Source organism: Streptomyces marincola (assembly GCF_020410765.1).
In the GTDB taxonomy this organism is placed as follows: Bacteria; Actinomycetota; Actinomycetes; order Streptomycetales; family Streptomycetaceae; genus Streptomyces; species Streptomyces marincola.
The window spans coordinates 4,558,626-4,582,695 of record NZ_CP084541.1 but is presented as its reverse complement, the minus strand read 5'-3'; the positions used below and the strand labels follow the sequence as shown (position 1 = coordinate 4,582,695).

The following is a 24,070-nucleotide window of genomic DNA, read 5'->3' as shown; positions in this document are numbered from 1 at the left end:
CGGTAACGCATCCCGGCGCCCGCCGGGGGCACCCGCGCCGACATTTCAGGCCGCGAGTCCGCCGAGCACGATGCCCACCAGCGCGCCGAGCGCCATGAACGGCCCGAAGGGCACCGTCGACTTCCGGTCCGCGCGCCGCGCGACGACCAGCGCCAGCCCGTATCCGGCGACCAGCAGGAAACCCACGAACGTGCCGAAGAACACAATGCCCCACCCGTACCACCCAAGGGCGACCCCCACCGGAATCGCGAGCTTGACGTCGCCGAACCCCATGCCGCGCGGGTTGATCAGGAACAGCAGGAAGTACACACCGCTGAGCACCGCGCCGGCCAGCAGCGCCCGGCCCAGCAGGCCACCGGCCGCCTCGGACGGCGCGGCCAGCGCGAGGCCCGCGGCCACCACGCCGGCCAGCGGAAGCGTCAGGACGTCGGGCAGCCGCTGCACCGCGAAGTCCACCATCGCGAGGAGCACCACCGCGGGCGCCGCGAGCAGCCACACCGCGAGTTCCGGCCGCTCCCCCACCGAGGTGGCGAGCACCGCGCAGCAGGCCGCGGTCACGGCCGCGGGCAGCACCGGCCGCGCGCCGAACCGCCGCCCCGCGGCGGCGCACCGCGCGCAGCGCGCCGGGCCGAGCCAGCCGGTGAGCGGAGCGAGCCGGCCGGCCGGCCTCGGATGGCGCGCGGGGCACGGCGCGCGCCACGGCCTGCCGGGCGCCACCGACAACCGGTAGGCGGGACGCGCGAGCAGGAACCCGGCCAGGGCGCCGTAGACGGTCGCGGCGACCGGAACGATCGGAAGGTCGGACACGGCCCGAGCGTAGTGCGGAAGCGGCCGGGCCGGTCTGCCCGCTGGGGGGGAGGGGCAGACCGGCCCGTGGAATGGGGCCGGACCGGAGCGGGGGGGGTGGCTCACGGTCCGCCCCGCCAGCCGTCGCCGGGGTGGGAGTGACGACGCTGGCGCCGAAGATGCCGGCGGCGGCCGACATGAGGGGAACCCTACCGCACCGTCTGGAACGGCGTTACCCCTTGAAAGCGGCGTCCGGCCGGCCGGCCGGACGCCCCTCGGGCACCCCGTCGCGCCCCGCAGCAGGCACCGTGGAGGCCGTCTTCCGGCCGTCTTCCGGCCGTCGCCGGACGGCCGTTCGGCGGTTCGCGCAGCGGCACCGGAACGGCCGCGGGGCCGGCGAAGCGGCACGGGAACGGCCGGCCGGGAAACGGAACAGGCGGAACGGGCGGGGCGGGCGGCCCTCAGCCCGGGCCGCCGGCCACGCGGCGCACCGTGCGGCGCAGCGCGCGGCCGTACGCGCGGGCAAGCCCCCGCTGCACCGCGCGCCCCAGCGGCCCGGCCGCGCGCGTGTACCAGACCCCGCCCCGGGTCAGCGCCGTGACCGTCAGCCACACCGAGCCGTCGGACAGTCGTTCGACGAGGAACGCCTCCTCCCCGCGTTCCGGGTGCCCGGGCAGCGTTCCGTAGCCGAAGCCGAGCCGGTCGGGCTCGCGCGCCGTCCACACCACGCGGCAGGGCGCCCGCAGCCGCAGGCGGCCGACGCCGACGCCGACCACCACCCGCACCCCCGGTGCGGCGGGAGGCGTGCCGGGCGGCACGGCGAACCCGGCCGCGCGGTGCATGTCCCAGCCGAACACCGCGCCGGCCGCCGCCTCAAGGACGGCCTGCCCGCGCCCGAGGCGGGTCCGCGCCCGCAGCACGTGGTATCCGCGCGGCGGCGCACCGCGCGGCGCCCGCGTCCAGCCCACGTCCCGGTAGGTGAATCCGTCCGCCGCCGGGGGCACGGCGTCATCGCCCGGGGTCATCGCGCCCCCGCCCGGCCGGTGGCACGCGAACGCGGCCGGCGGCCGACCCTCACTCCGCCGAGGTGGGCCACGAGATCTCGACGCGGCGGTTGCCCTGCCTGCCCTCCTCGGTGGAGTTGTCGTACAGCGGGTAGTCCTCGCTGTAGCCGCGCACGTTGAACTGGATCGACGTCGGGTCGTCGATGAGGTCGAGCAGCACGTTCTGGGTGTTCGCGGCGCGTTCGTCGGAGAGCACCCGGCCGCTCTCGTAGGACCCCTGGTCGTCGGTGAAGCCGAAGATGTTGACCTGTGACGGCCCGTACTCGTTGATCGCCGTGGCGACCTCCTGCAACGCCTGCCGCGCCTCGTCGCTCAGCTCCGCGCTGCCCTCCGCGAACAGCACGTCGGTCTGAAGGGTGAACTTGCGGGTGCCGCTGGTGCGTTCCTCACGCTGCTCGGCCCCGCCGCCGGCCGGCGACTGCCCTTCCTCGGCACCGCCGGACTGCCCTCCGTCCGCCTGGCCCGAGCCACCGGTGTCCTCGCCCGTGTCCCCCGTGCCGCCGGTGCTGCCGGTGTCCCCGGTGCCGCCGCCCGCCAGGTTCTCGGTGATGAACTTGATGTCGAGCACGCGCGGGTCGGCGAGCGTCGCGCCGTCACCGAGCATGAGCCCCGCCGCCTCCGGGTCGATCTCGGGCGGCACCGGCTCCTCGTACCCGGGGGGCTGCCGCACCTGGCCGTCGTTCTCGTCGGCCAGCGCGGGCGCCGCGAAGCCCAGGACCACCGCGCCCGAGAGGGCGACCGCGCCCACCCGGCCGTAGCGGCTGCGTGCGTCTGTCATCGTCACGTCCCCTCAGCGGATCTGGATGGTGGCCGGCGGCATGTTGCCCACCTGGAACGACACCTCGGTCGTTCCCGCCTCGGGCTCGGGGAACTGCGCGAACCACGGCACGGTCGCCCCCGCCTCGATGCCGGTGCCGAACCCGGTGCACAGGCAGCGTCCCGTGGTGTCGCGGAGGATCAGGTAGCGCTTGCCCTCCTCGTTGGCCACGATGGACGCGCCGGCCATGGAGAAGCCGTTGTCGGCCAGTTCCTGCTCAGGTCCGGCCCAGCCCACGTCGAACCAGGTGCCGCCACCGCCGTTGGTGATCGTCCCCTCGACGGTCAGGAAGCCGCCCGCCTCGCGCTCGGCGCGGGTGATGCCCAGGGTGATGCTCTCCTCGCCGGTCACCTCGGCGAGCAGCTCGGCCGGCTCCTCGTCGGCTTCGTCCGCCCCGTCACCGCCCTCTCCTTCCCCGGCCTCCGCGTTCCCGCCGTCGTCGGGAGTTGCGTCCGTGGTCTCCTCGCTCCCCCGCGCGTCGCCGTCGTCACCGCCGCCCCCGCCGCCGCAGCTGGCCACGGCGATGACCAGGGCGGCACCGAGCGCCACAACGATCAGGATGAGTCGGGACTTGTTCTCACGGAGATCCATCGGGCGCCGGTCCTTCGTGCGTCAGCATGTCGGTGGTCAGTCTTCTAGAAAGACCCGGAAAAGATCACGAGCTTCTGGCAGTTCTTCCTCGTCGGCCGGATCGAAGGACCAGTCGTCGTCCTCGCACTCCAGCTTGACCAGGTCGGGCTCATCGGAGGCGACCTCGCACAGCCCTTCGAGAACGGCGGTCGCCCCGGCGTACGCGCGCTGCGACTCCGTCCCGGGGATCACCGTGTCCCCCACCGTCTCCGTCGTCGCCACGCGCACGGTGTACCCGGCGCGCCCCGAGGCCACCCCGCAGGTCTCGATCCCGGCGTCGTTGCTGCTCGCGAGCCTGGGCGCGGCCTCCCCGCACGCCGAACCCACCGCGAAGTCGTCCCCGTCCAGGATGTCCTCCAGGTCGGCGTCCTCGTCGGCGTCCTCCCCGATGGCGTCGAGGAACCGTTCGTAGAGCCGGTCCCGCGCCTCGTGCGTCGCCGCGAGGGCCGCCGCGTCGGCGGCCGACTGACCGCCGTTGCGCAGCACCGCGGCCCGCGCGAAGACGAAGAACATGAAGGCGACCAGCAGCAGGCCGGTCACCATCCATATGTAGAGCGGGAAGACCCCTCCGCGGTCGCGGCGCGGGCCGAGCCGGGTCAGCCGGGTCAGCCGGGTCAGCCGGAGAGAATCTGGTTGACCGCGTTCTGCACCGCGTTCGCCACCTGGTTGTCGATCCCCAGCCCGACCACGAGGACCACGACGGAGGCGATCAGCAGCAGCAGTCCCGCGTATTCCACGAATCCGGCCCCGCGATCGGACCAATGACCGCGCAGCCGTTCGCCGATGGTGTGTCTCCACGTCGACAGCAGCCTGCTCATGGCGTCCCTCTCCTCCGGCTGACGCCGGTTCAGCCGGCCTCTCCCGGCACCTGTTCCGCCGCTCCTCACCGTACTGCGGAGCGGGGCGCGCCGGTACGGCTGTCGGGCGGCGGCCGTGCCGCGAGGGCGCCCGTCCGAAAGCGGGATGCACCATGCCCGACCCCCTCCCAGCGGGCCAACGCGTACAGCTATCGGCACTGACTGTGCCACACCGCGCGTGGCCGTGGCCGGGGTACCCGGCGAATCCGGGGGCAGGGGCTGCCTGTTCTCGCCGGGCACACCGCTCCCGTCACGCGCAAGAGGCACCGTGCCCATCGGCCGGGGCGGCGAAACCACGGGAGCGGGAACGTTATCCGGCCCGCCGCCCGGCGTTCCCGCACGCGTCGCCGCGCCGGCGCGGGGACAACGGGCCGGCGTGCCAGGCCGGTTGCCGCCGGCGGCCGGAACGCCGTTCAGTCGCCGCCGAGTATGCCCGTGAAGTCGGTGCCGGAGCCGAGGATCATCCCGGCCACGATGATGATCATCGTGGCCGGGACCATGAACACCAGCGTGGCCAGCGTGGCCATCGGTATGGCGCGCGCGGCGCGCCGGCGCGCGTTCTGCGCGTCCGTGCGCCGCATGTCGCGCGCGATCTGGATGAGGGTGTCCGCGATCGGCGCGCCGAGTTCCTCGCCCTGCTGGAGCGCGGTGACGAACTGGTTGACCGGCTCCGAGTCGTTGCGGCGCCGCAGCTCGTCGAACGCCTGCCGGCGCGAGACGCCCATGTCCATCTGCCGCAGGGCGATGCGGATCTCGTCGGCCCACGGGCCCGAGTACCGCGCGGACACCCGGTCGAGCGCCTGCCGGAAGCCGAGGCCGGCGGAGACGACGACGGCGAGCACGTCCAGGAAGTCGGGCAGGGTCCGGTCGATGACGTCGCGGCGGCTCCTGATGCCCTGCCAGATGGCGGCGTCGGCCGCGAACGCCCCGAAGGCGAGGGCGAACAGCGAGAAGAACGCCCAGCCGGCCGCGAGGAAGACGGCGGCGGTCACCAACCCGAACACGCCGTAGACCGCGCGCCGGGCCGCGTACCTGTCGATGGTCAGGCCGTCGGGGTTGCCCGCCTGGTCGATGCGCTTGCGTTTGCGGTCCACGGCCTTGCGGCCCATGAGGCGCAGCACCAGGGGGGCGAACCGCATGCCGAGCCGGTCGACGGCGGAGTCCGCCGTGGAGACGCGGGAGGAGCCCACTTCGAGCGCGAGCGCCAGGTCGGCGGGCAGCGGCGTGCCGGAGCGCAGGATGCGCAGCGCGCTGATGATGCCGAAGACGGCGGCGCCGAGGGCGAGTCCGAGCAGAAGTCCCATGGTTCTCCCGTCCGCTAGACGTCGATGCGGCCGAAGCGGCGGACGACGACGAACCCGACGATGTAGAGGCCGAGTGCCACCAGGATGGCGATCTGGCCGCCGGTGCTGCCGGTGACGCGGCCGAGGGCGCCCGGCGACATCGCGTTGATCATGAGCAGCGCCCCGAGGCCGAGCGCGGGAACGGTCACGGCGGTGGCGTTGATCTCGGCGAGCATGGTGCGCACCTCGCGCCGGGTCTCCTTGCGCTCCTCCAGGGTCGAGGTGAGGTTGCGCAGCGACGCGACGATGGTGCCGCCCGCCCTGTTGGCCAGGACGAGGGTGGTGACGAGCACGTTCAGCTCGCGGGACGGCAGCCGTTCGCCCAGTTCGTCGAGCGCTTCCTCCAAAGACCTGCCGACGGCCAGCTGGTTGGCGACGACGGCGAGTTCCGCGCCGGCCGGGTCCTCCATCTCCTCCGCCGCCATGGACAGGGCGGTCCGCATGGCGAGACCCGCCGCGGTGCCGTTCGCGATCAGCCGGGCCAGTTCCGGCAGCTGGCTGATGAACCGCTCGGTGCGGCGGGCGCGTTGCCAGTTGAGGAAGAGGTTGCTGCCCCACAGGCCCGCGGCGGCGAAGACGGGCCCGAAGAACGGCGCGAGCAGCGCGGCACCGATCAGCCAGAGCGCGGCGACCGAGGCCAGCGCGTAGGCCACGTACTCGCCGACGGTCAGGTCGAGTCCTGTGGAGCGCAGCTTCAGCCGCAGGCGGCGGCCGAGTCCTGTGCCGCGCAGCCGCCGGTCGAGCGCGTCGAAGCGGCGCCTGCGGCCCGGGGGCGCGGGCGCGTCGGCCGCCGCGTCGCCCGGCCGGTCGCCGGGTCCCGCGAGCCGCCTGACGAGGGCCAGGCGCTGGGCCCGGCCGCCGGCGTAGGCGTGCAGGCCCGCCACCGCGCACACGAGGGCGAGGAGGGTCAGGCCGACCGCCAGGAGGGAGGGGGTGCCCATGGGTCAGCTCGCCTCGCGGGTGGTGAGGTGGGAGTCGTCGAGGTGGACGCCGAACGCCGGCGGGATCGGCTCGCCCGCCAGGTAGAGGCGTTCCGCGACGGCGCGCGGGACGGGATGGTGGCGGAAGCGGCCGTGGACGCGGCCGTCGGAGGTCATGGGCTCGGCGCGGAAGTCGGCCACGGTGGCGATGCGGAACGGCTCGCGGCCGTGGGAGGCCAGGACGGCGATCTCGGCGAGGCGGCGGGAGCCGTCCGGGTGGCGGACGAGTTGCACGAGGACGTCGACGGCGCTGTTGATCTGGTCGCGCAGCGCCTCGAAGGGGACCTGGAGTTCGGACATCGAGGCGAGGGTCTGGAGGCGGAGCAGGGCGTCCTCCGCGCTGTTGGCGTGCACGGTGGCGAGGGAGCCGTCGTGGCCGGTGGACATGGCCTGGAGCATGTCGAGGGTCTCGCCGCCGCGCACCTCGCCGACGATGACGCGGTCGGGGCGCATGCGCAGGGAGTTGCGCACCAGGTCGCGGATGGTGACCTCGCCCTTTCCCTCGATGTTGGGGGGCCGGGATTCGAGGCGGATGACGTGGCTCTGCTGGAGCTGGAGTTCGGCGGCGTCCTCGACGGTGACGATGCGCTCGCCCTCGGGGATCAGGCCGCTGAGCGCGTTGAGCAGCGTGGTCTTGCCCGAGCCTGTGCCGCCGGAGACGATGATGTTGAACTTGGCGCGCACAAGGCCGGAGAGCAGCATCACCAGGTGCTCGTCGAGGGTGCCGAAGCCGATCAGCTCGGGCAGCGTGTAGGCGCGGGGGAAGCGGCGGATGGTGAGGGCGGCGCCGCTGAGGGAGAGCGGCGGGATGATGACGTTGACGCGCTCGCCGGTGGGCAGGCGGGCGTCGACCATCGGGTTGGACTCGTCGACGCGGCGGTTCACGGTGGAGACGATGCGTTCGATCGTCTGCATGAGCTGCTCCTCCGAGGCGAAGCGCAGCGGCAGCCGTTCGACGCGACCGGCGCGTTCGACGTAGATCTGGTCGGGGCCGTTGACCATGATCTCGGTGATGGAGGCGTCCTCAAGCAGCGGTTCGAGGATGCCGAGGCCCAGGGCCTCGTCGACGACGCGGCGGATGAGCAGGCCGCGTTGCTGCGTGGAGAGCACCGGGCCCTCGCGGCTGAGGATGTGCCCGAGGACGCGTTCGAGGCGGTCGCGGCGCTCGGTCATGTCCAGGGAGGACATCTCGGCGAGGTCGATCTCCTCAAGCAGCTTCGCGCGGTAGGTCGCCACGAGCCGCCCGTCGCCCGGCCCCGCCGCGGCGGGCCGGTCGGGCGTGCCGACCCGGGACTTCAGGCCCATCGCTCGCTCCTTCCCTGTGGTTGCCCTGCTCGTTTCCCTGCTGTTGGCCCTGCTGATCGCCGACGCCGCCTGGCCGGCCGGCCGCTCAGTCGCACGGCATGGTCACGGTTCTGCTCGCGTCCCCGAAGCCGTCGAGGAACGGCAGGACGGACGGCACACCGACGTTCGCCGTGACGGTCGCCTCGTCCCCGCACAGCGAGACCGGGCCGAACGAGACGTCCAGCCAGTCGCTGACCGCGGCCCGGCCCGCGGCCTGGTACGTGTCGGCGATCTCCTCCTGGGCGGCGGTGCGGGCCGCGGCCCTGGCGGCCGAGCCCGCCTGCTGGGCGGCATACCCGGCGACGCCCAGCTGAAGCCCGGCCAGCGCGACGAGGATCAGCAGCGGCAGCCAGCCGGCGAACTCGACCGCGGTGACGCCCGCGTCGCCCCGCGGCCGGGTTCGTTCCCGCACACGCGCCCCGGCGCGGCGGGCCGGCGGCGCGCCCGTCGCGGGGCCTGGGTCGCGGGTCATCGTTCCCTGTCCTCCTCCGCCGCGCCGGCGTGGCCGGAAATGGTCATGGGGAGGTTGAGGGCGCCGGGGAAGAGCACGGGCACCTGCACCTCGACGCGTGCGGTGCGGACGGTGCCCTCCAGGGGGCAGGAGACATCGGCCGACCACGCGCCCGGCAGGTCCTCGGTGGCCGCCGCGACGCAGGCGCCCTCGGCGTCGCCGCCGGCCGCGGCTCCGGCGCGGGCGCCCTGGTCGGCGGCGTCGGCCGCGACCGAGAAGGTGTAACCGATCAGGATGCACTGCCAGATGACAGCGAGCATGACCAGGATCAGCGGGAAGATCCCGGCGAACTCGACGAGCACCGCGCCGCGGTCGCGCCGCGCGTCGCCCGGCCGGGCTCTCATGACCGCCTGCCGCGGCGCCTGCCGCCGGACGCGGCCTGCTCGGGCGCGGCGAGGCCGAGTTCCGCGGCGACGGCCCACATCGCGCGGCGCACCTGGCTCCGGGCGTCGAGGTCCTGGATGCGGCCGGCGTCCTGGGCCTCCTGCACCTCGCGGAAGGCGGCCGGAATCACGTTGCGCGCGACGCCGGTGCCGGTGATGCGCGCGATGAGCTGCGGTTGGATGGCGCTGCTGCGGGTGTGCCTGTTCACGACGGTGAGGGTGTCCGCCGCCTTGCGGATGCGCAGCCGGTCCCACATGCGGACCATGCGGTTGACGGCGCGAACGGCGATGACGTCGGGCGTGGTGACCAGCACGGCGACGTCGGCCGCCTCGATGGCGGCGGCGTTGGCGCTGTTCATGTGGGAGCCGCAGTCCACGATCACGACGTCGTACCTGGCCCTGACGACGGCGAGCAGCTGCCGCGCGGTGGACTCGCCGACGTCCTCGCCGCGTTCGCCCTCGGCGGGGGCGATCAGCATCGACAGACCGGTCTCGTGCGTGAAGACGGCCTCGGTGAGCACTTGCGGCGAGATGTCCGCGATGCCCGCGAGGTCCGCGACCGAACGGCGGAACTGCACGTCGAAGTACGAGCCGACGTCCCCGCACAGCAGGTCGAGGTCGATCAGCACGGCGCCGCGTTCGAACGGGCCGCTGGTCTGGGCCGCGAGCGCGAGCTGGGTGGCGAGCAGCGTGGCGCCGACCCCGCCCTTCGCGCCCGATACGGTGATCACCCGCCCGCCGGGACCCGCCGGCGCCGCGTCGCCCGCGCCGAGGTGCCGGCGCATGCCGGCCGCCCACTGGGCCGCCGCGGTGACGCGTGCGGCCAGTTCGTCGTAGGACAGCGGCAGGCCGACCAGGCCGCGGGCCCCGGCGTCCATGGCCGCCGAGTACAGGCCGGCCGTGGGGTCGGCCGACACCAGCACGACGCCCACGGCGGGGAACCTGAGGGCGACCTCGCGGATCAGTTCGAGCGCGGGGAGCGGGCCCAGGTGCTCGTGCACGACGACGACGTCGGGCAGGTCCGCGACGGACTGGTGGGTGAGGGCGGCGAGGGTGTCGAGCAGCGCCGCGGAGTCGGGGACCGCGCGCAGCGGTTCGCTGTCGGGGAGCTGGCTCAGCAGGGTGATCAGGGAACGGGCGGCGTCCGGGTCGGCCACCGCGGGCAGAATGCGCGTCGTCATCGGGTCCCCTGCTCCTTACGGGACGAGCCCGTCGGGGCCGGCGTGCGGCGCTCCGGCGATGTCGCCGAGGATGGTGTACGAGCGTTCGTCGGCCGGGATCTCCGCCTCGTCGCCCGGTGCCACGAGCGCCAGCCGCACCTGTTCCGCGAACGCCTCGGCGAACGTCACGCGCTGCGCGTCCGTGTGGTCGAGGGCGAACGTGATGGGCACCGCCTCGCGCGTGCTGTCGTCGTCCTCCACCTCGGTGAGGTCACCGACCTCGATGACCTCGGCGTTGTTGACCATGAGCCGGACCAGTTCCGTCTCCTGCTCCGAGTCGCCCCCGCCCTGCACGCGGAACGCCGCGTACATGTTGATGGAGGCGCCCGGGTAGATCTTGCCGGCCACGCCCGTGGAGGCGTCGATCATGACCGCGATCTCCTGCTGGCCCGGGTCGAGTTCGGGCCGCTCGGCCAGCATGTCGTCCTGGAGCAGGGAGCCCTCGCGGAGCGGTCCGGCCGCGACCCGGTCCTCCAGCTGGCCGAGGTCGGTGACGGCGGAGTCCGGTATGTACCGCTCCGGCATGCTGACCTCGCGCACGTCGTCGGCCGTCACCGCCTCGTACGGCTCGACGTCGCCGCTCAGCTCGTACACCGTGGTCTCGGGACCCACCTTCGACTCGACGTCGTTGATCACCGCCACGACCCCGGCGAACGCGCCGAGGGCGAGCAGGACCGAGACGAGCAGCAGGAGTATGCCGCGTCGCTGGCGAGCGTTCATGCAGCGTGTCCACCCTCTCCGTGGTTTGTGCGGTCATCCCGCGCCGGGCGCGAGCGCCTTGCGCCGCCCGGTGCCTATGGCACGCGGAGCGCGCTCCGGCGGGTTCACCGGGGCGGAGCAGAAGGCGCACCGGTCACCGATGAGCGTCAGACCGCACCAGTGGCAGGACTCCTGCCTCATCTGGCTCACCATTTGGTAGAGCAGGGAAACATCGGGAATGGCCGCGGCGAACTCCACGAGCTTCCCCGTGCCCCACCACGCCGCCGACTCGGCGGGCACGGGCACCGGGTGCAGGCCCTGCACCTGCCACTGCTTGGCCAGCCGCCCGGTGACCCACTCGCTGCCGAGCGCGCCGGGCGCGTAGGTGAGCGTCGTGGCGAACTGAGGCCCGGCCAGGGCCACATCGCCGTCGGCGCGCACGACCTGCGGCGCCGGTCCCGCGAGCACGGCGCACGGCCCGCCGCGGCCGGCGCCGTTGCGCGCCGGGAGCGGAACGGGCACCCGGTGCAGGCGGTTGCCGGACGCGAGCAGCGCGCCCGCGTAGACGTAGTGCGCCAGGAGGCGCGCGGAAGCGCCGAGCACGCCGGGGGCGAAGTCGCAGGTGGACAACTGCCGCAACTGGCGTACCAGCACGGCGGTGCCGAGTGGCGGGAGGGCGCTGGGCAGCAGCGCGATCCGGTCGGTCTCCAGCATCGCGCGCACGGCGTGGAGGCGTTGGATGTAGGGCAGCGGTGCGGTGGCCGGGTGCACGGCGACGACGTGCCCGTGGCTGCCGAGCAGGTCGCTGAACTCGGCGAGCGCGTCGGCGAAGTCCTGGCGCTCGGGCGGGCTGAGCACGTGCGCGCCCGGCGTGTGCTGGTCGGTGGGCGGCAGGACGAGGTCCGCGCTGGTGACCGCAATGGCAATCGGCATGCCGCTCCCCGGGGCTGAGCACCCGTCTCGTACGAAGGTGAGTCTGCCAGTTGAGCAGCCTAGCGACTTCGCCTCTCCGGGGAACAGCGCCGCGGGCGGCGGGCGGGCGGCCCGCCCCCGGGCGCACGGCAGACAGGGCGCACGGCAGACAGGGCGCGCGCGACGGACGGGGCGCACGGCTGAACGGGCGCCCCGCGCCCGGCGGCACGGGCGCCGGCGCGCGACGGCCGGTGCCGCACAACGGCCGGAACGGTCCGCACCGTTGACACCACACCTGGTCTGGACCAATCTGACTGCCCAACGGTGGCCACCGTTTCCTCCAGGCAGCACCCCCACCTCTGACGCTACGGAGGCGAGCGTGACCAGCACTCTGTCCCGCACCACCCGGATGCTCGGCGCGACGGCCCTGGCCTGCGCCATGGCCCTCGCGGGCCCCGCCGTGACGGCCGGTGCCGCCGGCGGCCCGGCCGAGCCCGCGCCGACCGCGGTCCCGCGCCACGCGCTGACCGGCTACTGGCACAACTTCGACAACGGGTCCGTCGTGCAGCGGCTCGGCGACGTGTCCGACGAGTACGACATCATCGCCGTGTCCTTCGCGGAGTCGACCGCGACCCCGGGCGAGATCGACTTCACCCTCGACCCGGTCATCGGGTACGGGTCCGAGCAGGAGTTCAAGGACGACATCGCGGCCAAGCAGGCCGAGGGCGTCTCCGTGATCATCTCCGTCGGCGGCCAGAACGGACACGTGTCCGTCACCGACGGCGCGTCGGCGCGGGCGTTCGCGGACAGCACGCTCGCGCTCATGAACGAGTACGGGTTCGACGGCGTCGACATCGACCTCGAACACGGCATCGACGCCGAGTACATGACCCAGGCCATGAACGCCATCCACGCCGGCGCGGGGGACGGCCTCGTCTACACGATGGCGCCGCAGACCCTCGACATGCAGCACACCGGCACCGAGTACTTCCAGCTCGCCCTGAACACACGGGACTTTCTCACCGTGGTCAACATGCAGTACTACAACAGCGGTTCCATGCTGGGCTGCGACGGGCAGGTCTACTCCTCGGGCACCGTCGACTTCCTCACCGCGCTGGCCTGCATCCAGCTGGAGAACGGCCTGGCCCCCTCGCAGGTCGGGCTCGGCGTCCCGGCCTCCCCGAACGCCGCGGGCTCCGGCTACGTCCCGCCCTCGGTCGTCAACGCCGCGCTCGACTGCCTCACCCGGGGCACCGGCTGCGGCAGCTTCGTGCCCGACCGGACGTACCCGGACCTGCGCGGGGCCATGACCTGGTCCGTCAACTGGGACGCCCACAGCGGCCACGCGTGGTCGAGCGCCGTCGGCCCGCACGTGCACGGCCTGCCCTGACCGGCGCACCGCGGGGGCGGGGGCCGGTCGGCGGCGCCCGCTCCCGCGGCGCCGCGGGAGCGCCGCGCAGGACGCGCGGGCCGTCAGAAGAACGTGCGGATGTAGTCCGTGACCGTGCCGTCCCCCGCCACCCGGGGGATCAGCGGCCACTTCTCGAAGACCGTGCAGGGGTGGGAGAGCCCGAGGGACACCCAGTCGCCCACCGCCGGCACCTCGTCCGCCGCTCCGGTGACGAACGCGTGCTGGTCGGCGAGCCTGGCCACCGCGAGCCCGCCGCCCCCGCGCACCCGCCCCGCCCGGTCGCGGACCTCCACGACCTCGGGCGCGCCCAGGTCGTAGGAGACGTCCCGCTTGCCGGCGTTGACCAGGGCGAGCCCGAGTTCCGGCCGCGACACGACCTGGGTCCACAGCCGGAACGCCGGCCGCAGCGAACCCTCCTCCGGCACCCGGTTGAACGGCGTGACCTCCCGGTACCTGCCGTGGTCGTGGCTCACGTAGGCGCCCGAGCGCAGCAGCCGGCACACCGGCAGGGACAGCTCGGGCAGCGCGCCGAACGCCTCGGCCACCACGTCGAACCAGGCGCTGCCGCCCGCGCTGACCACGATCTCCGACGCCCCGGCGAACCGGCCCGCCCGGTCGAACGCGACGGCGAGTCCGGACAGCCGGGCCAGCCAGGCGCGCACGGACGCGGCGTCGGCTCCGGGAATCTCCCCCTCGTACCCGGCGACCCCGGCCAGCCGCAGGGTGCCCGTGCCCGCGACGGCGTCCGCGACCGCCGCCGCCCCGGCCTCGTCCCGCACGCCGGAACGGCCGCCGGACACGCCGAGTTCGACGACGACCTCAAGCGGCCTCGGCGCGCCCGCCGCACGCAGCGCCTCGTCCATCAGCGCCACCCCGGCCACCGAGTCCACGTAGGTCACGCAGCGGAACGCCGGGTCGGCGGCCAGCTCGCCCGCGAGCCACGCGAGGGCGGGCGCGTCCACGACCTCGTTGGCCAGGAAGATCCGTTCCACTCCGAACGCGCGCGCGACGCGGGCCTGATGCGGCACGGCCACGGTGATGCCCCAGGCGCCGAGGTCGAGTTGCCGCTGGAACAGCTGCGGGGCCATCGTCGTCTTGCCGTGCGGGGCGAGGGCGAGGCCGTGCCGGTCGGCGAAGCTCTGCACGGCGGCCAGGTTGTGCTCCAGAGCCTCGGCCGCCAGCGTCAGGACCGGTGTGGTGAAGCCACCGGTCCACAGGTCGCGCCGCTCGGCCGCGAGCACGCCAACGGCGCGGCCCGCCGCGTCCGGCGGCAGCCCTTTGAAGCGGTGGTCGACGATCTCGTCCGCGAGAGCGTCGAGCGGCGTGGCCATGGCGGCTCCGGAACAGGCGGCGCGGGGACGTGGGACCGGCCAGGACCCTACCCCGCGCCGGCCGCCGCCATGCTCGGCACCGCGTCCCCGGGCGGCTGCGCGTCCGCGCGGAACGGCTCGACGTGCCCGGTCAGCGCGGCCTGCGCGAACCCGACGGCCTCGGCCGCCGCCATGTCCCGCGCCGCGTACGCCCCGTCGCCCGCCGCGGTCGTCGCGTACACGGTCGCCAGGCCGAGCCGCCGCTGGAGCACCGACTGCCTGATCCGCACGCCGCTGACCGCGTCCCGCCGCAGCGCGGACGTGGCGCGGGTCATGGCGCCCGCCCTGACCACGAGATAGCCGCCCGCGACGGTGTGCGCGAGCGCCAGGTAGCCGGCGCAGGCGAGGCCGAGGGCCGGCGGCAGCAGCACCGCGAGGGCCTGCGCCCACCGGGTGCCGCCCGCGGGAACCAGCAGCAGCGCGCCCGCCGCCGCGACCAGCACGGCCCACAGCAGCCTGCGGCGCAGCGCCGCGGCCGGGTGCCCGCGCAGCGGCGCGCCGAGCGCCGGGTCCCCGATCACCTCGGTGGCCACACGGCGCGCGAGGCGCACCGGGCCGCGCGGCAGGACGGAGGAACTGCTGCTCCACACCGAGAGGCCGGTGGTGATGACGGTGGTGTCGGCCATGCCCATCCAGCGCCACAGCAGCGGTTCTGAGACGGTCACGCCGCGCAGCCTGCGGTCGTCGCGGGTGATCTCACGGGTCTTGAACAGCCCCTGCCTCGTGCGCAGCACGGTGCCCTGCTCCCCCGGAACCCGGTCGAGCCGGAAGTGGGCGTGCTCGGCCACGAAGGAGAAGGCCATGCCGACGGCGCCGAGCAGCGCGGTGGCGGCGAACGCGACGGCGGCCGTGCGGACGGGGCCGAGCGCGTCCCAGTCGGCGAGCGAGCCCACCCAGCCGCCGGGGTCGAGGCCGAAGGACTGCGCGGTGAAGTAGCCGCCCCACATCAGACCGGCGGCGGAGACGAAGGCCCAGACGCCGGTCACGTTGTACACGATCCACCGCCACTGGAAGGCGGCCATCGGCTCGGTCTCCCGCTCGGGGCCGCCGCCGGTGAGGTGGTGGCGCAGCGCCTCGGCGTCGCGCCGCGACAGGGAGTCGAGGGTGAGCGCGGCCTCTCCCGCGGTGTTCATCTGGCCCGCGCCGATGGTGACGCGGCGCAGCCCCGCGATCCGCTGGAGCAGGCGGGCGCCGGTGTCGACGCTGCGGATGCGGTCGCGGCGCACGGACCTGTGGGTGCGCACGAACAGGCCGGCGCGGCGTTCGACGTACACGTCGGTGATCCGGTAGCGGGTCGTGGCCCAGCGGACGACGTCGGCGATCGCGCCGGCCAGGCCCCAGCCGGCCAGCGCGAGCAGCGGCCCGATGGCCATCGGGTCGGGGTCGAAGCCGGTGACCAGCAGGGCGGCGAGTCCGGGCAGCATGGCGCACACGACGCGGAGGGCGTCCGCGAGGATCATCCGCCCGTCCAGGCGCTGCCAGCCCGCCGCGGCATCGTCGCCTCCTGGCGCGAGATCGTCGGCCCCCGGCGCGGCACCGGCCGCGCCGGTGCCCTCCGGGCCGTCCGCCGCGCCGCTCATGTCGCGTCCCCCGGCGTGCGGCGGGTGATCTCGGAGAGCCGTTCCGCGGCCTCGGCCGCGACGGCGGGCGCCAGGCCGCGGATGAGGATGGCGCCGCTTGAGGACGCGGTGGTGACGGTGAGCGTGGCGAGGCCGAGCAGTTGCTCGGCCGGGCCGCGCACGGTGTCCACGGTCTGGATGCGGGAGACGGGCGCGATGCGCCACTCGCGCACGAACCAGCCGGTGGCCGCGTAGACGGCGTCGTCCGTCGCCTCCCAGCGGTGGACGGCGTACCGCCACAGCGGCATGACGACCGCGTAGACGGGCCCGGCCACCGCGAGGACGACCAGGGCCGGCCCCGTCCAGCCCCGCGCCGCCGCCCACAGGAGGTGAACGACCGTGAGCGCCGCGGCCAGCGGCAGCAGCGCGCTCAGCGCGCGGACCACCCACAGCAGGACGGCCCGCCGTTCCACGCGGTGACGAGGCGGCCGAAGGGGAAGGTCTTGATTCACCATGGGACACACTGTCCCATGAAGGGCCCCTCTGTGTCACGGCGCGTTCTCGGCCTACCATTCCGGCATGGGGAAAACTGCCTCCTCCGCACCCGGCACACTGCCGCGCACGCGGCGGGCGATTCTCGATGCCGCGATCGACGTGCTGGCCGAGGACCGCACGGCGTCCCTCGGCGACGTGGCCAGAGCCGCCGACGTGGGACGCAGCACGCTGCACCGGTACTTCCCCGACCGGGCGGCCCTGGTGCGTGCGCTGTTCGAGGACTGCGCGGAGGCCGCGCGCCGGTCCCTGGCCGACGCCGCGCTCGACCAGGGGCCGCCCGCGGAGGCGTTCGGGCGCCTGGTGGCGGCGATGTTCGACCTCGGGCCCCGGGTCGACTTCCTGTTCGCCGAGCCTCAGCTGGGCGACGAGGAGTGGGACGGCGAGCTGTGGGAACGGGCGCAGACCCCGGCGGCCATGCTGTTCGCGCGCGGCAGGGCCGAGGGCTACTTCGCCGCCGACGTCAGCCTCGAATGGTTCTTCCGGTCCCTGTGGTACCTGATGAGCGCCGGCTGGGAGGCGATCACCGAGGAGGGCCTGGCCCGGCACGAAGCGGTCGCACTCGTGACGAGAACGCTGACGAGCGGCCTGGTGGCCCGTGGCGCGGCGGACCCGGGCTGAGCCGCACGGCCACCCGCGTGGGCGAAAACACAGCGCGCGCCGCGGTGGGCCGCCGTAAGGTGGCGGGCATGCAGGTGATCCAGTCGGCCAAGCTCGCCAACGTCTGCTACGAGATCCGCGGCCCCGTGCTCGAAGAGGCGCAGCGGCTCGAAGCGGCGGGCCACCGCATCCTCAAGCTGAACACCGGCAACCCCGCGGCCTTCGGGTTCGACTGCCCGCCGGAGATCCTTGAGGACATCCTCCGCAACGTCGGCTCCGCGCACGGCTACGGTGATGCCAAGGGGCTGCTCTCCGCCCGGCGCGCGGTGATGCAGCACTACCAGACCAAGGGCATCCAGCTCTCGGTCGACGACATCTACCTGGGCAACGGCGTCTCCGAGCTGATCCAGATGTCGATGCAGGCGCTGCTCGACGACGGCGACGAGGTCCTGGTCCCCGCGCCCGACTACCCGCTGTGGACGGCGTCCGTCTCGCTGGCCGGCGGCACCGCGGTGCACTACCGCTGCGACGAGCAGTCCGAGTGGATGCCGGACCTCGCCGACATCGAGCGCAAGATCACCGACCGCACCAAGGCGCTGGTCGTGATCAACCCGAACAACCCCACCGGCGCGGTCTACAGCACCGAGATGCTGCGGCAGCTGACGGAGATCGCCCGGCGGCACCGCCTCGTGCTGTGCTCCGACGAGATCTACGACCGGATCCTCTACGACGACGCGGTCCACACCTCGACCGCCGCGATCGCCCCCGACCTGCTGACGCTGACGTTCAACGGGCTCTCGAAGAACTACCGGGTCGCGGGCTTCCGCTGCGGCTGGCTCGCGGTGTGCGGGCCGAAGGAGCACGCGGCCAACTACATCGAGGGCCTGACCGTCCTGGCCAACATGCGGCTGTGCGCCAACGTGCCGGCGCAGCACGCCGTGGCCGCGGCGCTCTTCGGGCGCCAGTCGATCGAGCAACTGGTGCTGCCCGGCGGGCGCATCCTGGAGCAGCGCGACACCGCCTACGAGATGCTGACCGCCATCCCCGGCGTGACGTGCGTGAAGCCGAAGGGGGCGCTGTACGCGTTCCCACGGCTCGACCCGAAGGTCTACAAGATCAAGGACGACCGGCAAATGGTCCTCGACCTGCTGCGGGCCGAGAAGATCATGATCGTGCACGGCACGGGCTTCAACTGGCCGGAGCCCGACCACTTCCGCATCGTGACCCTGCCGCAGGCCAGTGAACTCGCCGATGCCATCGAGCGGATCGGCGCGTTCCTCGACGGCTACAACCAGTACTGACCGCCGGCGCCGACCGCGCGCGGCACCGCTCGCGCGGGCGGGCCCCGCACGCCATTGTGCGGGGCCCTTTCCCGTCAGCCCGCGCGCGCTGTCCTTTCCGCGCGGTCCAAGCGGTCGGTGAGGGACCGGTACTCGGTCCACAGCTCCTCGGGGCACCGGGCGCCGAAGGTGTTCAGGTGGTCGGGCACGAGCGCGGCCTCACGCCGCCAGACCTCCAGGTCGACCTCGAGCAGGAACGCCAGCTGGCGCGGCGTCAGCCCGAGTCCCCCGGTGTCGAGCGACCCGGGCGCGGGAACCGTACCGATGGGAGTCTCCACGCCTTCGGCCCGGCCGTCGAGGCGTTCGACGATCCACTTGAGCACCCGGACATTCTCGCCGAAACCCGGCCAGACGAACGTTCCGTCGGCGTCCTTCTTGAACCAGTTGACGTAGTAGATCCGGGGCAGCTTCTCCGGGTCCGGCGCCCGCTCGCCCATCCGCAGCCAGTGCGCGAAGTAGTCGCCCATGTGGTAGCCGCAGAAGGGCAGCATCGCGAACGGGTCGCGCCGCAGCTCGCCCACCGTGCCCTCGGCCGCGGCCGTCTTCTCCGAGGCGACGTTCGCGCCGAGGAAGACCCCGTGCTGCCATGAGCGCGACTCGGTGACCAGCGGCACCGCCGTGGCGCGGCGCCCACCGAACAGGATCGCGGAGATCGGCACGCCCGCCGGGTCCTCCCACTCGGGCGCGATCGTCGGGCACTGCGCGGCGGGCACGGTGAAGCGGGCGTTTGGGTGGGCGGCCGGCGAACCCGCCCGCGGGGTCCAGTCGTTGCCGCGCCAGTCGGTGAGGTGCGCGGGGGGCTCCTCGGTCATGCCCTCCCACCACACGTCGCCGTCGTCGGTGAGCGCGACGTTGGTGAAGACGGCGTTGCCCCACAGGGTGCGCATCGCGTTGGCGTTGGTGTTCTCGCCCGTTCCCGGCGCGACGCCGAAGAACCCGGCCTCCGGGTTGATCGCGCGCAACCGTCCGTCGTCGCCGAACCGCATCCAGGCGATGTCGTCGCCGACCGTCTCCACCCGCCAGCCGGGCAGTGTGGGGGCCAGCATGGCGAGGTTCGTCTTCCCGCAGGCCGAGGGGAACGCAGCGGCCACGTAACGGGGTTCGCCTTCGGGCGGCGTGAGCTTGAGGATCAGCATGTGCTCGGCCAGCCAGCCCTCGTCGCGCGCCATCACGGACGCGATGCGCAGCGCGTAGCACTTCTTGCCCAGCAGCGCATTGCCGCCGTAACCGGAGCCGAACGACCAGATCTCCCGGGTCTCGGGGAAGTGCGAGATGTACTTGACCGGGTTGCACGGCCAGGGAACGTCCCGCTCACCGGGCGCGAGAGGGGCGCCGACGGAGTGGACGGCCCTGACGAACGCCCCGTCCTCGCCCAGTTCGTCCAGGACGGCGCGGCCCATCCTGGTCATGGTGCGCATGGCGACGGCGACATACGCGGAGTCGGTGATCTCCACGCCGAGCGCGGAGAGCGGTGAGCCGAGCGGGCCCATGCAGAACGGCACGACGTACATGGTCCGCCCGCGCATCGCGCCGCGGAACAGGCCGGCACGGCCCGTGAACGCCTCCCGCATGTCGGCGGGGTCGAGCCAGTTGTTGGTGGGCCCGGCGTCCTCGGGCCGCTCCGAGCAGATGTAGGTACGGTCCTCCACACGGGCGACATCGGTCGGGTCGGAGGCGGCGTAGTAGGAGCCCGGCCGCTTCGCCGGGTCGAGCCGGACGAAGGTGCCCCGGTCGACGAGCCGCGCGCACAAGCGGTCGTATTCCTCCTGGGAGCCGTCGCACCAGACCACCTCCTCCGGCTGGGTCAGTTCGGCGATCTCCGCCACCCACGCGAGGAGCTTCTCGTGGCGGGTGGGCGCGTGGGCGGTGACGGGGGCTGGAGTCGGCGTCACGTTCGCTCCAGAGGTTCGAGGGTACGTGCACGCTCATCCGACCGGATGAACGCTCATCTGATGGTGCCGTCTTCTCTCGCCTGTGTCCAGTTCAGCTCATGTGAGCGGGTCGCCACCTGAAAGGGGTACATCAGGGCGAACGCGGGTCATCCGCGAGGGGGACAGGAGCGGCCTCGCGGCGGCGGGCGCCCGCTCGGCCGGGTCCGTCCGCATGGGTCTCCAACATGGGTCCGTCCGCGTGGGGTCGCCCGCGAGAGGTGCCCGAGTCGTGCGGGGGCGCGGGGCGGCCCGCGGCCTTGCGCGGGGGCGACCGCGCCACGTGGCGATCGTGACCGCCGCCGACGGCGGCCCGCCGCACGGGCCCGCTCCCGCCGCCCCGTACGGCCGAGAGACCCCACCGCGCGCGCCCCGCACCCGCGCGCCCCTCACCACCCCCACACGCCGTTCACTCTCCGTAACCATTCCCCTAGTGTCATACCCACCGGGCCCGCAAGGGGAGCCAAAGGCCCGAACACCGCAAAAACAGAAAGGAAGCCCATGACCACCGACGAGTGAGCACGACAACGAGCGGCTACCGCAGGCAACCGGTCAGCTGGGAGGACCAGTTGCCCTCCACCCGCTCACGGGCCACGGCGACACAACACCGGAACGCATCGACCTCCCACGGGCGGCACCCGCCCGGACGCGCCCCCCGAACTCGCCGGTCCCGTCTTCTCCTCCGAACGGGGACAGTCCCCCCGGCCACGGCGCCCACTGGCCGACGGCGACCAGCTCCCCGGCAACCGGACCCGAAACCACCACCCGGAAGCGGTACGTGGTGCGAAGGACCGGCTGTGCAACACGTGACGGCAACGGCACGCACAACAAGCCCGCCGGTCGCGAGACGCCACCCCGACAATCCAGGGCGCGTCCCCACCTCGCGACCGGCAGGCCCACCCACCCCACCACCAGCCACCGACACACCCGAAAAACCAAAAACAAGCACAACCCGACACGAAAACCGAGACCAACCGCACAGCAACCCGCACAAACCACCCCCCACGACACGCACCAAGGCAACCCCACCCCCCGGACCACCGGGACCGGGACCGGGACAAAGCCCAACAGGAGGCAGGCAGACAAGTTCCCGGCCGACGGCCTACACCATGCGCGTCGAAGACAGACGCATGCTGCTTGCCCACCACCGGGCAACCGCCTGCACCCTGCCAGGCGGCCCAATCAAGCACACGGAAAACCCGTCCCACATGACGGTCCGGGAGATCGCCGAGGAGACCGGATACGACGCGGTGGTCGAACGGCTCCTTGGGGTGGACTCACGGGTAATACCCGCACCCGCCGCACGCTCAGGAATCGAGCACCAGAACATCGGCATCTTCTACCAAGTCCGTATCACCGCTGGCCGACCGCGGCCGGAGCCGAACGGCGAAACCCCGGTAACGGCCTGGCCTCCTGCCCGACACCGCCGACCTGAGCCGATCGCCGCTCGTCGATACAGGCATAGCCCTCGACCGGAAGGAAGGACTTTCCGCTGTTCACGCGGCCGGAACCGCCCCCCGGGGGGACGCGGAAAAGGCGGCCCGCGGCGGACCGCCTTCTTCGCACAGGTGAGCGAACGCCGCGCCGTGCGGCGGGTCAGGCCAGCTGCCCGGCCAGCGTCTCCGGGTCCGTCGTCGGCGCCGCGCAGACGAACCCGCGGCACACGTACGCCGTCGCCCGCCCCTCGCGCAGCGGGCGGCCGGCCAGCAGCGGCGCCGGGTCCTCGTCGTCGGGCGCGCCCCGCGCGACGACCGCGCCGGGCGCGGCGGCGCGCAGCGCGACCGCGTGCAGCGCGTCGGCCGCCGGGTCGCCGGGGGCGCCCACCACGGCGACCTCGCGCGGTCCGTCCACGGCGGCCTCCGCCACCGCGAGCCCCCACCCGGCGAACCGCGGTACCCGCGGCCCCAGTTGCCGCACGATGCCGAGCGCCCGCTCGGCCGCGACGCGGTAGCGCGCGTCGCCGGTGTACGCGGCGTGGCTCAGCAGCGCGCCGGCCGCCGCGGCCCAGCCGGACGGTGTCGCGCCGTCCGTCGGGTCCTGCGGACGGCGGATCAGCCGCTCGGCGTCGTCCGCCGTGTCGAACAGCTCGCCGCCCGCACCGGCAAACCGTTCCAGCACGACGTCGAGCAGCCCGCCGGCCCGGTCGAGCCACGCCCGCGTTCCCGTCACCGCGTACAGCGCAAGGAACCCTTCCGCGACATCCGCGTAATCCTCAAGCACCCCCGCGCCCTGCCCCGCGCGCCCGTCCCGCGAGGTGCGCGCCAGGCGGCCGTCGGGCCCCAGGTGCACCGCCACCAGCAGGTCCGCCGCGCCCCTCGCCGCCGCCACCAGGTCATCGCGCTCGAAACAGGCACCGGCCTCGGCGAGCGCCGCCACGGCCAGCCCGTTCCAGGCCGCGACGACCTTGTCGTCCCGCTCCGGGCGCGGGCGCCGGGCGCGGGCCTCGGCCAGCCGCGCCCGCAGCTCCGCGGGGGCCTCGGGCCCCGGCAGCCGCAGCGTTCCCTCGTCGCCCGGCGCGTACACCGCCGCCGCCAGGCGGGCGTCCGCCGGGCCGAGGGCGTCGCGCAACTGCTCGGGCGTCCACGTGTAGAACGCGCCCTCCTGGTGCCCGCCGCCGTCCTGGGTTTCGCTGTCCGCGTCGAGCGCGGACGCGAACCCGCCCTCGGGCGTGCGCAGCTCGGTGACGAGGAAGTCCGCCGTCTCCAGCGCGATGCGGCGGGCGAACGCCGAGCCCGTGACCCGCCACAGGTGGGTGTACACGCGGGCGAGCAGCGCATTGTCGTAGAGCATTTTCTCGAAGTGCGGGACCGTCCACCCGGCGTCCACCGCGTACCGCGCGAACCCGCCGCCGAGCTGATCGTAGATGCCGCCGCGGGCCATCGCCTCGCAGGTCTCCTCGGCAAGCCGCAGCGCCTCGCGCGAGCCGGTGCGGACGTGGTGCCGCAGCAGGAACTCGATCACCATCGAGGGCGGGAACTTCGGCGCGCCGCCGAACCCGCCGTGCACCTCGTCGAACTCCGCGGCCAACGCCCGCACCGCGCGGGCCAGCTCCTCCTCACCGGGCGGAGCGGGCGCGTCGTACGACAGCCGCCGCTCCGCGAGGTCACCGGTGATGCGCGCCGCAACCTGCGCGACCTCGCCGCGCCGCTCGGTCCACGCCGCGTGGACGCCCTGGAGGAGCTGCGTGAACGAAGGCAGCCCGGCGTGCGGCTCCCTCGGGAAGTAGGTGCCGAAGTAGAACGGCTCACCCTCGGCCGTCATGAACACGGTCATCGGCCAGCCGCCCTGCCCGGTGGCCGCCTGCACAGCCTCCATGTAGACCGCGTCGACGTCTGGCCGCTCCTCCCGGTCCACCTTGACCGGCAGGAAGCGCTCGTTCAGGTAGGCCGCGACCGTCTCGTCCTCGAAACTCTCCCTGGCCATGACATGGCACCAGTGGCAACTCGCGTACCCGACGCTGAGCAGCACCGGCACGTCCCGCCGCCGCGCCTCGTCGAATGCCTGCTCTCCCCATGGCCACCAGTCCACGGGATTGTCCGCGTGCTGGAGGAGGTACGGGGACTGCGAGCCGGCCAGCCGATTCATACCGGCATCGTCGCACGGTCCGGCCCGCCCGGCCCAGCGTTCGACTCCCGGGAGCGGAGCGGTGCGCGCGGCACGTCACCGCGTCCACCCGCGCCGGGCGCCCACGGTCCCGGCCGCCCGGTGCGTCCGGCGGCGGCCGGGACCGGTCACGACCACCTGTGCTGGACTCGTCACCCGAT

22 protein-coding genes and 1 pseudogene are annotated in these 24,070 nt (G+C 73.7%); 4 read left to right on the top strand and 19 right to left on the bottom strand.

Features of this window, described 5'->3' with window-relative positions:
* Positions 1-45: 45 nt before the first annotated feature.
* From LC193_RS20225 to LC193_RS20160, 14 genes are all read right to left on the bottom strand, one after another.
* Positions 46-807, bottom strand: coding sequence for a prepilin peptidase (locus tag LC193_RS20225; protein ID WP_226076196.1), 762 nt, complete (start codon positions 805-807; stop codon positions 46-48).
* A gap of 440 nt (positions 808-1,247) precedes the next feature.
* Positions 1,248-1,811 (bottom strand): DUF1990 family protein, encoded by a 564-nt coding sequence (locus LC193_RS20220; protein ID WP_226076193.1) that lies wholly within the window; start codon positions 1,809-1,811, stop codon positions 1,248-1,250.
* A 49-nt stretch (positions 1,812-1,860) separates the two neighbouring features.
* Positions 1,861-2,628: an OmpA family protein gene (locus tag LC193_RS20215; protein WP_226076190.1), complete on the bottom strand. Its 768-nt coding sequence runs from the start codon at positions 2,626-2,628 to the stop codon at positions 1,861-1,863.
* A gap of 12 nt (positions 2,629-2,640) precedes the next feature.
* Positions 2,641-3,258: a hypothetical protein gene (locus tag LC193_RS20210; RefSeq protein ID WP_226076188.1), complete on the bottom strand. Its 618-nt coding sequence runs from the start codon at positions 3,256-3,258 to the stop codon at positions 2,641-2,643.
* Between the two features lie 36 nt (positions 3,259-3,294).
* Positions 3,295-3,840: a hypothetical protein gene (locus tag LC193_RS20205; protein ID WP_404819456.1), complete on the bottom strand. Its 546-nt coding sequence runs from the start codon at positions 3,838-3,840 to the stop codon at positions 3,295-3,297.
* Positions 3,841-3,911: 71 nt separating this feature from the next.
* Positions 3,912-4,115: a hypothetical protein gene (locus LC193_RS20200; RefSeq protein WP_226076187.1), complete on the bottom strand. Its 204-nt coding sequence runs from the start codon at positions 4,113-4,115 to the stop codon at positions 3,912-3,914.
* Positions 4,116-4,567: 452 nt separating this feature from the next.
* Entirely contained in the window at positions 4,568-5,458 is an 891-nt protein-coding gene (locus LC193_RS20195; RefSeq protein ID WP_226076186.1) for a DUF5936 domain-containing protein, read from the bottom strand.
* Positions 5,459-5,472: 14 nt separating this feature from the next.
* Complete coding sequence (locus tag LC193_RS20190; RefSeq protein WP_226076185.1) at positions 5,473-6,438, bottom strand: type II secretion system F family protein; 966 nt, start codon at positions 6,436-6,438, stop codon at positions 5,473-5,475.
* Positions 6,439-6,441: 3 nt separating this feature from the next.
* A complete protein-coding gene (locus LC193_RS20185) occupies positions 6,442-7,782 on the bottom strand; it encodes a CpaF family protein (RefSeq protein WP_226076184.1) in 1,341 nt (446 codons plus the stop codon).
* Positions 7,783-7,867: 85 nt separating this feature from the next.
* Positions 7,868-8,293, bottom strand: a complete 426-nt coding sequence (locus LC193_RS20180; protein ID WP_226076183.1) for a TadE family protein — start codon at positions 8,291-8,293, stop codon at positions 7,868-7,870.
* Positions 8,290-8,676, bottom strand: a complete 387-nt coding sequence (locus tag LC193_RS20175; RefSeq protein WP_226076181.1) for a TadE/TadG family type IV pilus assembly protein — start codon at positions 8,674-8,676, stop codon at positions 8,290-8,292. The genes LC193_RS20180 and LC193_RS20175 overlap by 4 nt, the downstream gene beginning before the upstream one ends.
* Entirely contained in the window at positions 8,673-9,896 is a 1,224-nt protein-coding gene (locus LC193_RS20170) for an AAA family ATPase (protein WP_226076178.1), read from the bottom strand. The genes LC193_RS20175 and LC193_RS20170 overlap by 4 nt, the downstream gene beginning before the upstream one ends.
* A 15-nt stretch (positions 9,897-9,911) precedes the next feature.
* Positions 9,912-10,655 (bottom strand): Flp pilus assembly protein CpaB, encoded by a 744-nt coding sequence (gene cpaB, locus LC193_RS20165; protein WP_226076175.1) that lies wholly within the window; start codon positions 10,653-10,655, stop codon positions 9,912-9,914.
* A 33-nt stretch (positions 10,656-10,688) separates the two neighbouring features.
* Positions 10,689-11,567, bottom strand: coding sequence for a hypothetical protein (locus LC193_RS20160; protein ID WP_226076173.1), 879 nt, complete (start codon positions 11,565-11,567; stop codon positions 10,689-10,691).
* A 358-nt stretch (positions 11,568-11,925) separates the two neighbouring features.
* Between LC193_RS20160 and LC193_RS20155 the strand changes: the two genes are divergently transcribed.
* Positions 11,926-12,936, top strand: a complete 1,011-nt coding sequence (locus LC193_RS20155) for a chitinase (protein ID WP_318842171.1) — start codon at positions 11,926-11,928, stop codon at positions 12,934-12,936.
* A gap of 83 nt (positions 12,937-13,019) precedes the next feature.
* On the opposite strand, the gene LC193_RS20150 is transcribed toward LC193_RS20155, so the two are convergent.
* The 3 genes from LC193_RS20150 to LC193_RS20140 are packed head-to-tail and all read right to left on the bottom strand — an operon-like array spanning position 13,020 to position 16,401.
* Positions 13,020-14,288 carry an alanine racemase gene (locus tag LC193_RS20150; RefSeq protein WP_226076170.1) on the bottom strand — a complete coding sequence of 423 codons (1,269 nt, stop codon included), beginning with the start codon at positions 14,286-14,288 and terminating at the stop codon, positions 13,020-13,022.
* Positions 14,289-14,335: 47 nt separating this feature from the next.
* Positions 14,336-15,907, bottom strand: coding sequence for a PH domain-containing protein (locus LC193_RS20145; RefSeq protein WP_226076167.1), 1,572 nt, complete (start codon positions 15,905-15,907; stop codon positions 14,336-14,338).
* Positions 15,904-16,401 (bottom strand): PH domain-containing protein, encoded by a 498-nt coding sequence (locus LC193_RS20140; protein WP_226076163.1) that lies wholly within the window; start codon positions 16,399-16,401, stop codon positions 15,904-15,906. Before LC193_RS20140 ends, LC193_RS20145 begins: the two co-directional genes overlap by 4 nt.
* Before the next feature lie 64 nt (positions 16,402-16,465).
* Between LC193_RS20140 and LC193_RS20135 the strand changes: the two genes are divergently transcribed.
* Both LC193_RS20135 and LC193_RS20130 read left to right on the top strand, forming a co-directional pair.
* Positions 16,466-17,059, top strand: a complete 594-nt coding sequence (locus tag LC193_RS20135; RefSeq protein ID WP_226076159.1) for a TetR/AcrR family transcriptional regulator — start codon at positions 16,466-16,468, stop codon at positions 17,057-17,059.
* 68 nt (positions 17,060-17,127) lie between these two features.
* The gene (locus tag LC193_RS20130) at positions 17,128-18,339 is read left to right on the top strand and encodes a pyridoxal phosphate-dependent aminotransferase (RefSeq protein WP_226076156.1); all 1,212 of its coding nucleotides are present in this window, start codon (positions 17,128-17,130) and stop codon (positions 18,337-18,339) included.
* Positions 18,340-18,413: 74 nt separating this feature from the next.
* Here the strand turns inward: LC193_RS20130 and LC193_RS20125 are convergent, their stop codons facing one another.
* Entirely contained in the window at positions 18,414-20,270 is a 1,857-nt protein-coding gene (locus tag LC193_RS20125; protein WP_226076153.1) for a phosphoenolpyruvate carboxykinase (GTP), read from the bottom strand.
* A gap of 1,145 nt (positions 20,271-21,415) precedes the next feature.
* On the opposite strand from LC193_RS20125, the pseudogene LC193_RS29220 reads away from it, so the two are divergent.
* Positions 21,416-21,658 (top strand): annotated as a pseudogene (locus LC193_RS29220) (NUDIX domain-containing protein); the annotation flags it as partial.
* 244 nt (positions 21,659-21,902) lie between these two features.
* On the opposite strand, the gene LC193_RS20120 reads toward LC193_RS29220, so the two are convergent.
* Positions 21,903-23,891, bottom strand: a complete 1,989-nt coding sequence (locus LC193_RS20120) for a thioredoxin domain-containing protein (protein ID WP_226076150.1) — start codon at positions 23,889-23,891, stop codon at positions 21,903-21,905.
* Positions 23,892-24,070 lie beyond the last annotated feature (179 nt).

Excerpts from the sequence above, each read along its gene's own strand:
- LC193_RS20190 (WP_226076185.1), bottom strand. The coding sequence starts at position 6,438 with ATGGGCACCCCCTCCCTCCTGGCGGTCGGCCTGACCCTCCTCGCCCTC.
- LC193_RS20135 (WP_226076159.1), top strand. The coding sequence starts at position 16,466 with ATGGGGAAAACTGCCTCCTCCGCACCCGGCACACTGCCGCGCACGCGG.
- LC193_RS20220 (WP_226076193.1), bottom strand. The coding sequence starts at position 1,811 with ATGACCCCGGGCGATGACGCCGTGCCCCCGGCGGCGGACGGATTCACC.
- LC193_RS20215 (WP_226076190.1), bottom strand. The coding sequence starts at position 2,628 with ATGACAGACGCACGCAGCCGCTACGGCCGGGTGGGCGCGGTCGCCCTC.
- LC193_RS20130 (WP_226076156.1), top strand. The coding sequence starts at position 17,128 with ATGCAGGTGATCCAGTCGGCCAAGCTCGCCAACGTCTGCTACGAGATC.
- LC193_RS20195 (WP_226076186.1), bottom strand. The coding sequence starts at position 5,458 with ATGGGACTTCTGCTCGGACTCGCCCTCGGCGCCGCCGTCTTCGGCATC.
- LC193_RS20140 (WP_226076163.1), bottom strand. The coding sequence starts at position 16,401 with ATGGTGAATCAAGACCTTCCCCTTCGGCCGCCTCGTCACCGCGTGGAA.
- cpaB (WP_226076175.1), bottom strand. The coding sequence starts at position 10,655 with ATGAACGCTCGCCAGCGACGCGGCATACTCCTGCTGCTCGTCTCGGTC.
- LC193_RS20120 (WP_226076150.1), bottom strand. The coding sequence starts at position 23,891 with ATGAATCGGCTGGCCGGCTCGCAGTCCCCGTACCTCCTCCAGCACGCG.
- LC193_RS20210 (WP_226076188.1), bottom strand. The coding sequence starts at position 3,258 with ATGGATCTCCGTGAGAACAAGTCCCGACTCATCCTGATCGTTGTGGCG.
- LC193_RS20150 (WP_226076170.1), bottom strand. The coding sequence starts at position 14,288 with ATGGCCACGCCGCTCGACGCTCTCGCGGACGAGATCGTCGACCACCGC.
- LC193_RS20145 (WP_226076167.1), bottom strand. The coding sequence starts at position 15,907 with ATGAGCGGCGCGGCGGACGGCCCGGAGGGCACCGGCGCGGCCGGTGCC.
- LC193_RS20200 (WP_226076187.1), bottom strand. The coding sequence starts at position 4,115 with ATGAGCAGGCTGCTGTCGACGTGGAGACACACCATCGGCGAACGGCTG.
- LC193_RS20160 (WP_226076173.1), bottom strand. The coding sequence starts at position 11,567 with ATGCCGATTGCCATTGCGGTCACCAGCGCGGACCTCGTCCTGCCGCCC.
- LC193_RS20170 (WP_226076178.1), bottom strand. The coding sequence starts at position 9,896 with ATGACGACGCGCATTCTGCCCGCGGTGGCCGACCCGGACGCCGCCCGT.
- LC193_RS20175 (WP_226076181.1), bottom strand. The coding sequence starts at position 8,676 with ATGAGAGCCCGGCCGGGCGACGCGCGGCGCGACCGCGGCGCGGTGCTC.
- LC193_RS20180 (WP_226076183.1), bottom strand. The coding sequence starts at position 8,293 with ATGACCCGCGACCCAGGCCCCGCGACGGGCGCGCCGCCGGCCCGCCGC.
- LC193_RS20185 (WP_226076184.1), bottom strand. The coding sequence starts at position 7,782 with ATGGGCCTGAAGTCCCGGGTCGGCACGCCCGACCGGCCCGCCGCGGCG.
- LC193_RS20205 (WP_404819456.1), bottom strand. The coding sequence starts at position 3,840 with ATGGTGACCGGCCTGCTGCTGGTCGCCTTCATGTTCTTCGTCTTCGCG.